We start from the raw sequence: 8493 nt of genomic DNA on the forward strand, positions 1-8493 counted from the left end.
TTTGCTGGCGTTATCCACAATTTGACCTTGTTTGGATTTATGGCTTTTGTTCCCGGGCGCCTGCCGCAACAATGGGGAGTCGGGGTACATTGTGCAGTCCCGCTGCACATCGGGGGGAGAAAAAGTAATGGTTCCTGAGTCATCTGCCACAGCGGCCAGGTTGAAAAGACCTTCCTGGAAGGATCCCCGTCTGTTGGTAGGTGTCCTCCTGGTGCTGGCATCCGTGGCCGGCGTCGTTTTCCTGGTGGGGAGTGCGGACCGGACCACAGAGGTCTATGCTGCCCGGGACGGCATCTCCGTGGGTGAAAAGCTCACGCCTGAGAATGTAGTGCGGGCCAAGGTCAGGCTGAATGAGGTGGAGTCGCAGTACATCACGGCCGAGTCGGGGCTGCCGGAAGGCGTTGTGGCAGTACAAAGAATCGGCAAGGGCCAGCTGGTGCCCAAGGCCAGCCTGGGCGCGGTTGATGAGCTTGACCGCAAGCCTGTTGCCCTGGCCATTGAGGAAACACTGCCCGCCCAGGCGGTCCCGGGCGCCAGGGTTGATGTCTGGGTGGCCCAGCCTGACGCGCGTAATGGATTCAGCGAACCGAAACTTCTGCTTCCCGGCGCTGAGATCGCCGAGGTCACCGAGGGTACAACTGCGCTGGGATCATCCCGCACCACCGTGCTCATGGTGCTCGTCGAGGACGCGCAGATGCCTGCCCTGCTTGGTGCGCAGGCCAATGAAGCGAAGATCTCCGTGGTCTGGAATCCGGGGGGCGGCACTCGATGAGCATTCCCGTCGTCACCGTTGGCCAGAGCCGCGAGGACCTGGTCGGCGGGCTCGAACGCCTGCATGGACCCGTGACGGTAGTGCGGAGATGTACGGAGCTTACCGAGCTGCTGGCCGCATGCCAGAGCGGCCTCGCGCGGGCTGCGGTAGTGGCGGACGGCTCCGAGGATCTGACCGCGTCCCTTGTTGACCGCCTGGGCGCAGTGGGTGTAGCCGTCATCGCACTGACCGACTCTGCCGAGGAAGCCGCCAGGCTGAGGGGGATAGGGGTGGCCTCAGCCCTGACCGGGGTTGAATCGGCGGTGCTGTCGGACAGGATTGCCGAGGCGGTGGCATTGCTCACCGGGGACGGACCCCGCGGAGCCCACCGGAGTTCCGCGGCCGATCCCGGGGCGGCCCTCACCCCCATTGAAGTGGAATCTGCCAGCAGTCCTGACGAACCCGGTCCCGGGCGGATCATCGCGGTCTGGGGACCGGCAGGATCACCGGGCCGGACCACCGTTGCGGCGAATATTGCCGGGGAACTGGCCGCAGAAGGCAAAAGCGTCCTCCTTGTTGATGCGGACAGTTATGGGGCGAGCATTGCTGCGGTGCTGGGCCTGATGGATGAATCCGCCGGCCTCGCCCAGGCTTGCAGGCTTGCGGACCAGGGCCTGCTGGACGCTGCCGCCTTGAAGAGGGTGGCCACTCCGGTTGCCACAAAACTCGGCTCCTTCCGTGTACTCACCGGTATCACGCGCGCGGATCGCTGGACCGAACTGCGGGCACCGGCCCTTGCCTTGGTGCTTGAACGTGCCCGCCAGATTGCCGAAGTTGTTGTGGTGGACACCGGTTTCTGCCTGGAGGCTGACGAGGAACTGAGTTTTGACACGATGGCTCCGCGGCGCAATGCAGCCACCCTTCGTTCGCTGGAGCTGGCGGACACTGTCTACGCCGTGGGAGCCGCCGATCCCGTGGGCGTGCCCCGCCTTGTCCGCGGCCTCGCCGAGCTTGAAGCCGCAGTGCCGCAGGCCGCGCCCGTCGTGGTCATGAACAAAGTCCGCTCGTCCTCGGTGGGCCGGGGCCCGGAGCGTCAACTGCAGGATGCCTGGGCACGGTACGGCCCGGCGTCGGAAGTCAAAGCCTTCCTGCCGGACGACGCAGCGGCGGCGGACGCGGCGCTGCTCGGAGGCTCCCTGCTGCTCGAGGCTGCCCCGGATTCTCCGCTTCGCCGCGCCATCGCCGCCCTTGTTTGTGCACCTGCCCAGCAATAATCTAAAACCTCTGTATTTTCTTCCACAGCAAGGCGGAAACTAAAAGACTAGGCTCGCCGTAAGAGCTGCAACGATGCAGCGAAGACTTGTGATGGAGGCGTTTGTCGATGTCGTCTGGATCCAGCGTGGAGGATCAGCCCCTTTCCATTGAAGGCCGTGAAGGCTTTCTCGGGGACTACTATGAGCACCTGGCCGAAGAGGACGCCCGGAGTTACACCGGGGACGTACTGACCACCCGGGCGGAAAGGCACCGCAGCGCCGCTTCCGTCCGGAAACCCGGCCAGGCGAACATCTCCATCGAAGATGAGGAAGACAGCAGCGTGGTCTTCGTTATCACAGACGACATGCCCTTCCTTGTCGATTCCGTCAACGCAGAGCTGGTCCGCCAGCACGCGGCCATCAGGCTGGTGGTCCACCCCTTGTTTGTAGCCGCCCGCAACAGGGAAACCGGCGCGCTGGTGAAGGTTAATAAGGTTCCCTCCCATATCGGCATCTCCAGCGGTGACACCGCTGCCATGCCCAACCTGTCCCACCTCATCGCCCAGGGTGAAAACGCCTCGTACATGGAGTCGTGGATCGCCGTTGAGATCAACCGCGTCTCCGATGAAGTGAAGGCCTCGCTCCTGGAAGGCCTGCGCCGGGTTCTCAATGACGTCCGGGCGGCGGTTGAAGACTGGCCCAAGATGCGCCAGAAAGCGCTCGAAATCGCCGAGAATTTGGACAAGGTGGCCAACCCTGCGCAGATTGCCGAGCTGCGCCAGGCGAAGGACCTGCTGCACTGGCTGGACGACGGCAACTTCACTTTCCTGGGCTACCGCGAATACGACCTGCTCAACGTGGACGGGGAAGACGTCCTGGAACTGCGCGAAGACAGCGGCCTGGGACTGCTGCGCGCAGCCGCGGATTCACCGCATATCCAGCACCTGACGGACACCGGCAGGAAGAAAGCCCGCGAAAAGCGTGCCCTTGTCATCACGAAAGCCAACTCGCGCTCCACGGTCCACCGCTCCGCATACCTCGACTACATCGGCATCAAGAGTTTCGACGCGGCAGGCAACGTCAACGGTGAGCAGCGCTTTATCGGCCTTTTCGCCACCAGCGCCTACACCGGCTCCGTCCGCAGCATCCCGATCGTCCGGGAAAAGGTCGACGCCGTCCTGAACAGCGCCGGCTTCCCGCCGGACTCGCACTCGGGCAAGGACCTCCTGGGCATCCTGGAGACCTACCCCAGGGACGAACTCTTCCAGATCGAGGTCCCGGACCTCGCCGCCACAGCCCTGGGAATCCAGAAACTGCAGGAGCGCCGGCGCACCCGGCTTTTCCTGCGGCCCGATATTTACGGACGCTTTATGTCCGCGGTGGTCTACCTTCCCAGGGACAGATACACCACGAACGTCCGGCTCCGCATCGAGCAGGAACTGCGCGAAACCTTCCAGGCCGTGTCCATCGACTACGAGGCGCGGATGACGGAATCTGCACTCGCCAGGCTCTTCTTCCGCATCCGCCTGCCCAAAGGTGCCGACGTCAGCCATGTGAACACAGAGGAACTGGAAAAGCGGCTCGTGTTGGCCGCCCGCTCCTGGAGTGAGGGCATCGCCGAAGTTTTGCGCGAAGGCCGGGACGTCGCTGAGGCCAAGGAGCTTGCAGCCATCTGGTCCGAAGCCTTTCCGGCAAGTTACCGGGTGGACTATGAAGTTGAGGACGCCCTTGAGGACATCGCCCGCTTCGAAAAATATGGTGCAGCCGCGGAACGGACGGCAGGAGCGAAGCAGGAACGCCCGGGCGTCCACGTTTACCTGCCCGAAGGTGCGGGGGCGACGCTGGAGGAGGACGCCCGGGTCAAGCTCTACATGCTGGAGCCAAAGAGCCTGAGCCAGATCCTGCCCTTCTTCCACAACCTTGGCCTGGAGGTGCTCGACGAGCGCCCGTTCGAGATCGAGACGGCGGACCGCCGCGACTTCTTCCTGTATGACCTCGGCCTGAAGTACCCGGCAGGGGTTGATCCGCTGGCCACCAACGAGCTGTTGGCCGATTCGTTCGGTGCCGCCGTGACCGGCGCTGCCGAGTCCGACGCTTTTGACAGGCTGGCCCTCCGGGAGGGACTGCAGTGGCGCCAGATCACGGTGCTGCGCGCCTACGCCCGGTACATGCGCCAGATGGGCAACGCCAATTCCTTCGGTTTTATGGCGGACACGCTGCTCGCGAATCCGGACGTGACCAGGGGCCTCAGCGCTCTGTTCGCCGCCCGGTTCGATCCGTCGCTGAGCGAAGACCAGCGGGTTGAGGCCCAGGCATCGGTGCGTTCAGAACTGGCCGAGGCCATCGAAAAAGTTGCCACCCTGGATGCGGACCGCGTCCTGCGGACCTTCCTCAACCTGATCGAATCCACACTCCGGACCAACTTCTACCAGTACAAGCCGCACCTAAGCTTCAAGCTGGATCCGGCGCAGATCAAGGGGCTGCCCTTCCCGCGCCCCATGTTCGAAATCTGGGTCTACGCCCCCCGCGTCGAGGGCGTCCATCTCCGGTTCGGCAAGGTGGCCCGCGGCGGCCTGCGCTGGTCCGACCGGCGTGAAGATTTCCGCACCGAAGTCCTGGGCCTGGTGAAGGCCCAGACGGTGAAGAACGCGGTCATCGTGCCCACCGGTGCCAAGGGTGGTTTCTTCGCCAAACAGCTCCCGGATCCCTCAGTGGACCGCGCCGCGTGGATGGCCGAAGGCATCGAAAGCTACAAGACGTTCATCCGCGGCCTGCTCGACCTCACCGACAACCTCCTGACGGAAGGCGGCCGCGAGCGGCTCGTCCCGCCGTCGGACGTTGTCCGGCACGACGACGACGATTCCTACCTCGTGGTGGCGGCCGACAAGGGAACCGCAACCTTCTCAGACATCGCCAACGGGCTGGCCGCCGAATACGGTTTCTGGCTCGGGGATGCCTTTGCATCCGGCGGATCGGTGGGATACGACCACAAGGCCATGGGCATCACCGCCCGGGGCGCCTGGGAATCTGTAAAGCGCCACTTCAGCGAGCTTGACCTGGACACGCAGACGCAGCCGTTCAGCGTGGTGGGTGTGGGGGACATGTCCGGCGATGTGTTCGGCAACGGCATGCTCCTTTCCCGCCATATCCGGCTGGTTGCGGCCTTTGACCACCGCCACATCTTCCTCGACCCCAACCCGGACGAGGAGACCTCGTTTGTGGAGCGGCAGCGGTTGTTCGAACTGCCCAGGTCTTCGTGGGACGACTACAACAAGTCCCTCATCAGCGAAGGCGGCGGCGTGTTCCCGCGCCAGGCGAAGTCGATTCCGGTGTCGGCCCAGGTCCGGGCTGCCCTGGGACTGCCTGCGGACACCACCGAACTCAGCCCCCCCGAACTCCTCCGCGCCATCCTGCTGGCGCCTGCGGACCTGCTGTACAACGGCGGCATCGGAACCTACATCAAGGCGAGCACTGAAACCAATGCCTCGGTAGGGGACAAGGCCAACGATGCGATCCGCGTGGACGGCAAGGACCTGCGCGTCAAGGTAGTCGGCGAAGGCGGAAACCTTGGCATGACGCAGCGTGGCCGTATTGAGGCTGCGCTGCAGGGGGTCATCCTTAACACGGATGCCATCGATAACTCTGCCGGCGTGGACTGCTCGGACCACGAGGTCAACATCAAGATCTTCGTGGACCGGATGGTGGCTGCCGGGAAGCTGTCCGCCGAAGAGCGCGCCGGGTTCCTTGCCTCGATGACCGACGAGGTGGGCCGGCTCGTCCTTGAGGACAACATCGACCAGAACATCCTGCTGCTGAACGACCGTACCCGCGTGGCCGAGTGGAGCCCGAGCTACGAACGCCTGATGGACTGGCTGGAGAAGAAGGCCGACCTGAACCGGGAGCTTGAGGCGCTGCCCACCACGGCCGAGCTGCAGGAACGGCTGCAGCAGGGCCAGGGCCTGACCTCGCCGGAGCTGTCGGTGCTTGCCGCCTACGCCAAGATTGAACTGGCCTCCGCGCTGCGCGACAGCGACCTCGCCGACGACCCGTGGTTTAGGAAGACGCTGCGCGCCTACTTCCCGGAGCAGCTGCGCGATCGCTTCGACGCGGAGCTGGACACGCATCCGCTGCGCCGCGAAATCATCGCCACGGTAGTGGCGAACGACATGATCAACCTTGGCGGTATCACCTTCGCCTTCCGGACCATGGAAGAGACTTCGGCTTCGGAAGTTGCCGTGGCGAAAGCCTTCGTCGCCCTGCGCGAGGTTTACGAGCTGGACGCGATGGTTGAGGAACTGAACAGCCTGCCGGCGTCGTTCCCCACCGAACAGTGGAGCACCGTCCACCTGGACATCCGGCGGCTGCTCGACCGCGCAGTCCGGTGGCTGCTGGGACAGGGCGGCGTTACCCGGCCCATTGCCGACGTTGTGGAGGAATTCAAGCCCCTCGTCGACCCGATGCGGGCCCGCCTGCTGGACTACCTGCGCGGCGACGACCGGGACAGGGTAGCCGGCTGGCTTGAGACGGCGCGCGAGTGGGAGCTTCCCGAAGGGCTGGCCCTGCGGTGGGCGGAGCTCTTCGAGAGCTTTGTCCTGCTGGACATCGCGAAGATTGCGCGGGCGCGCAAGAATCCGGTGGAGGAGATTGCAGCGGTCTACTACACCGTATTCAACCGGTTCCATGCGGATTCGCTCCTGGAACGGATCAGCAGCCTGCCGCGGCAGGACCGGTGGCAGGCCCTGGCCAGGGCGGCCTTGCGCGATGACCTGTACTCCACAGTCTCGGACATGACGACGGCGGTGCTGGACGCCACCGCGGCCGGCGACTCACCGGAAGCGCGGCTCAAGGACTGGGAAGCGCAGAACGCGGAGCAGCTCGGCCGGGCGAAGAGCATGTTCGATGAGGTCAATGCCCTCGAGGCCGACGATATGGCTTCACTATCGGTAGCATTGAGGCTCTTGAGGTCAATCGTCCGACGCTAGCCTATGCTGCGTCGCAAATGGAGGTGCAGTGGCAATCTTTACGGACCCTATCAGGGAACACGCTGATTTCGGGCCGGGCGATGCCGAATGGCTGCACCTCCTGGTGGGGGACTGGCAGATGGTCGCGGACCTGGCGTTCGCGGACCTGGCGCTGTGGTTCCCCCACCCCGACCACGGGTATGTGGCGCTGGCGCACGTCCGGCCATCCACCACCCATACGGTGTTCCACGGCGACTTCGTGGGCGAACCCATCCGCTCGGACCTCCAGCCGCTGGTGGACAAGGCCTGGAACAGCCGTTCCATCGAACGCTCCAGTGAAACCAACTGGAGCAGCGAGATGGCGCTCCGCGTTGAGGCTGTGCCCATGGTCCGGAACGGGCGCACCCTGGCCGTGGTCACCACGCACATGGACCTGTCGAGTTCGCGCATGCCTTCACGGCTGGAACTGACGTACCGGCAGTGCGCCTACGATCTGCTGCGGATGGGCACCTTGGGGCTGTGGCCGGACTTCGCGTCACCCACAGGTTCCCGCCGCGGCGCGCCCCGTGTGGGGGACGGGCTCATCAGGCTGGACGCCGAGGGTGTGGTGCAGTACGCAAGCCCCAACGGGGTCTCCGCTTTCCGGCGCCTGGGTGACGGGGAATCGCTGGAGGGACGCTCGCTGGCCGAGGTCACGGCAAACCTGCTGAAGGACCGCCGGATGGTGGACGAAACCTTGCCCCTGGTAGTAACCGGCCGGATGCCGTGGCGCAGTGAGATCGAGTCCCGCGGCGTGAGCCTGTCACTGCGGGCAATTCCACTGCGTGATGAGCAGCAGCGCTTCGGCGCGCTGGTCCTCTGCCGCGACGTGTCCGAACTCCGGCGGCGCGAGATGGAACTCGTGACCAAAGATGCCACCATCCGCGAGATCCACCACCGCGTCAAAAACAACCTGCAGACCGTTGCCGCACTGCTGCGGATGCAATCCCGCCGAATGGTCAGCGATGAAGCGAAACAGGGGCTCGAGCAGGCGATGCGCCGGGTGGCAACCATTGCGCTGGTTCATGAGACCCTGTCCCAGGGCCTCACACAGAGCGTGGACTTTGACGAACTGATCGGGCGGCAGTTCCGGCTTTCCGCTGAAGTGGCTTCGCCATCGCAACAGGTCCGGACCGAGCGTTCAGGCCTGTTCGGAGAATTGCCGAGTGATTTTGCCACTCCACTGGCGCTGGTGATCAATGAACTCGTCACCAATGCTGTGGAGCATGGCCTGGAAGGGCGGGCGGGAACAGTCTGGCTTCTTGCCGACCGCTCCGAAGGGGACGACGGCGAGGAGCTCACTGTGACGATTGCCGACGACGGGGTGGGCCTTCCTGACACACCCCACGTAGAGGGTCTTGGCCTGCAGATCGTACGCACGCTGGTCACCAGTGAACTTGGCGGGAGCATCCAGTGGCTTCCACGTGAAGGTGGCGGCACTGCGGTCCAGATCCGGCTGGTCCTTCCGGCCAAGTAACCGGCGACAAAC

General features: G+C 64.4%; 4 protein-coding genes. All 4 read left to right on the top strand.

Annotated features, from left to right (window positions below):
- The first annotated feature begins 127 nt into the window (after positions 1–127).
- The 4 genes from ARTSIC4J27_RS07225 (at position 128) to ARTSIC4J27_RS07240 (ending at position 8481) form a co-directional block, all read left to right on the top strand.
- Positions 128–772, top strand: a complete 645-nt coding sequence (locus ARTSIC4J27_RS07225; protein ID WP_050054536.1) for an SAF domain-containing protein — start codon at positions 128–130, stop codon at positions 770–772.
- Positions 769–2025 carry an AAA family ATPase gene (locus ARTSIC4J27_RS07230; RefSeq protein WP_050054537.1) on the top strand — a complete coding sequence of 419 codons (1257 nt, stop codon included), beginning with the start codon at positions 769–771 and terminating at the stop codon, positions 2023–2025. The genes ARTSIC4J27_RS07225 and ARTSIC4J27_RS07230 overlap by 4 nt, the downstream gene beginning before the upstream one ends.
- A 107-nt stretch (positions 2026–2132) precedes the next feature.
- Positions 2133–6986, top strand: coding sequence for an NAD-glutamate dehydrogenase (locus tag ARTSIC4J27_RS07235; protein WP_050054538.1), 4854 nt, complete (start codon positions 2133–2135; stop codon positions 6984–6986).
- Positions 6987–7014: 28 nt separating this feature from the next.
- Positions 7015–8481 carry a sensor histidine kinase gene (locus ARTSIC4J27_RS07240; RefSeq protein ID WP_050054539.1) on the top strand — a complete coding sequence of 489 codons (1467 nt, stop codon included), beginning with the start codon at positions 7015–7017 and terminating at the stop codon, positions 8479–8481.
- The last annotated feature ends 12 nt before the right edge of the window (positions 8482–8493 follow it).

Origin of the sequence: Pseudarthrobacter siccitolerans (assembly GCF_001046895.1) — a bacterium.
Classification (GTDB): Bacteria; Actinomycetota; Actinomycetes; order Actinomycetales; family Micrococcaceae; genus Arthrobacter; species Arthrobacter siccitolerans.

Excerpts from the sequence above, each read along its gene's own strand:
- ARTSIC4J27_RS07225 (WP_050054536.1), top strand. The coding sequence starts at position 128 with ATGGTTCCTGAGTCATCTGCCACAGCGGCCAGGTTGAAAAGACCTTCC.
- ARTSIC4J27_RS07230 (WP_050054537.1), top strand. The coding sequence starts at position 769 with ATGAGCATTCCCGTCGTCACCGTTGGCCAGAGCCGCGAGGACCTGGTC.
- ARTSIC4J27_RS07235 (WP_050054538.1), top strand. The coding sequence starts at position 2,133 with ATGTCGTCTGGATCCAGCGTGGAGGATCAGCCCCTTTCCATTGAAGGC.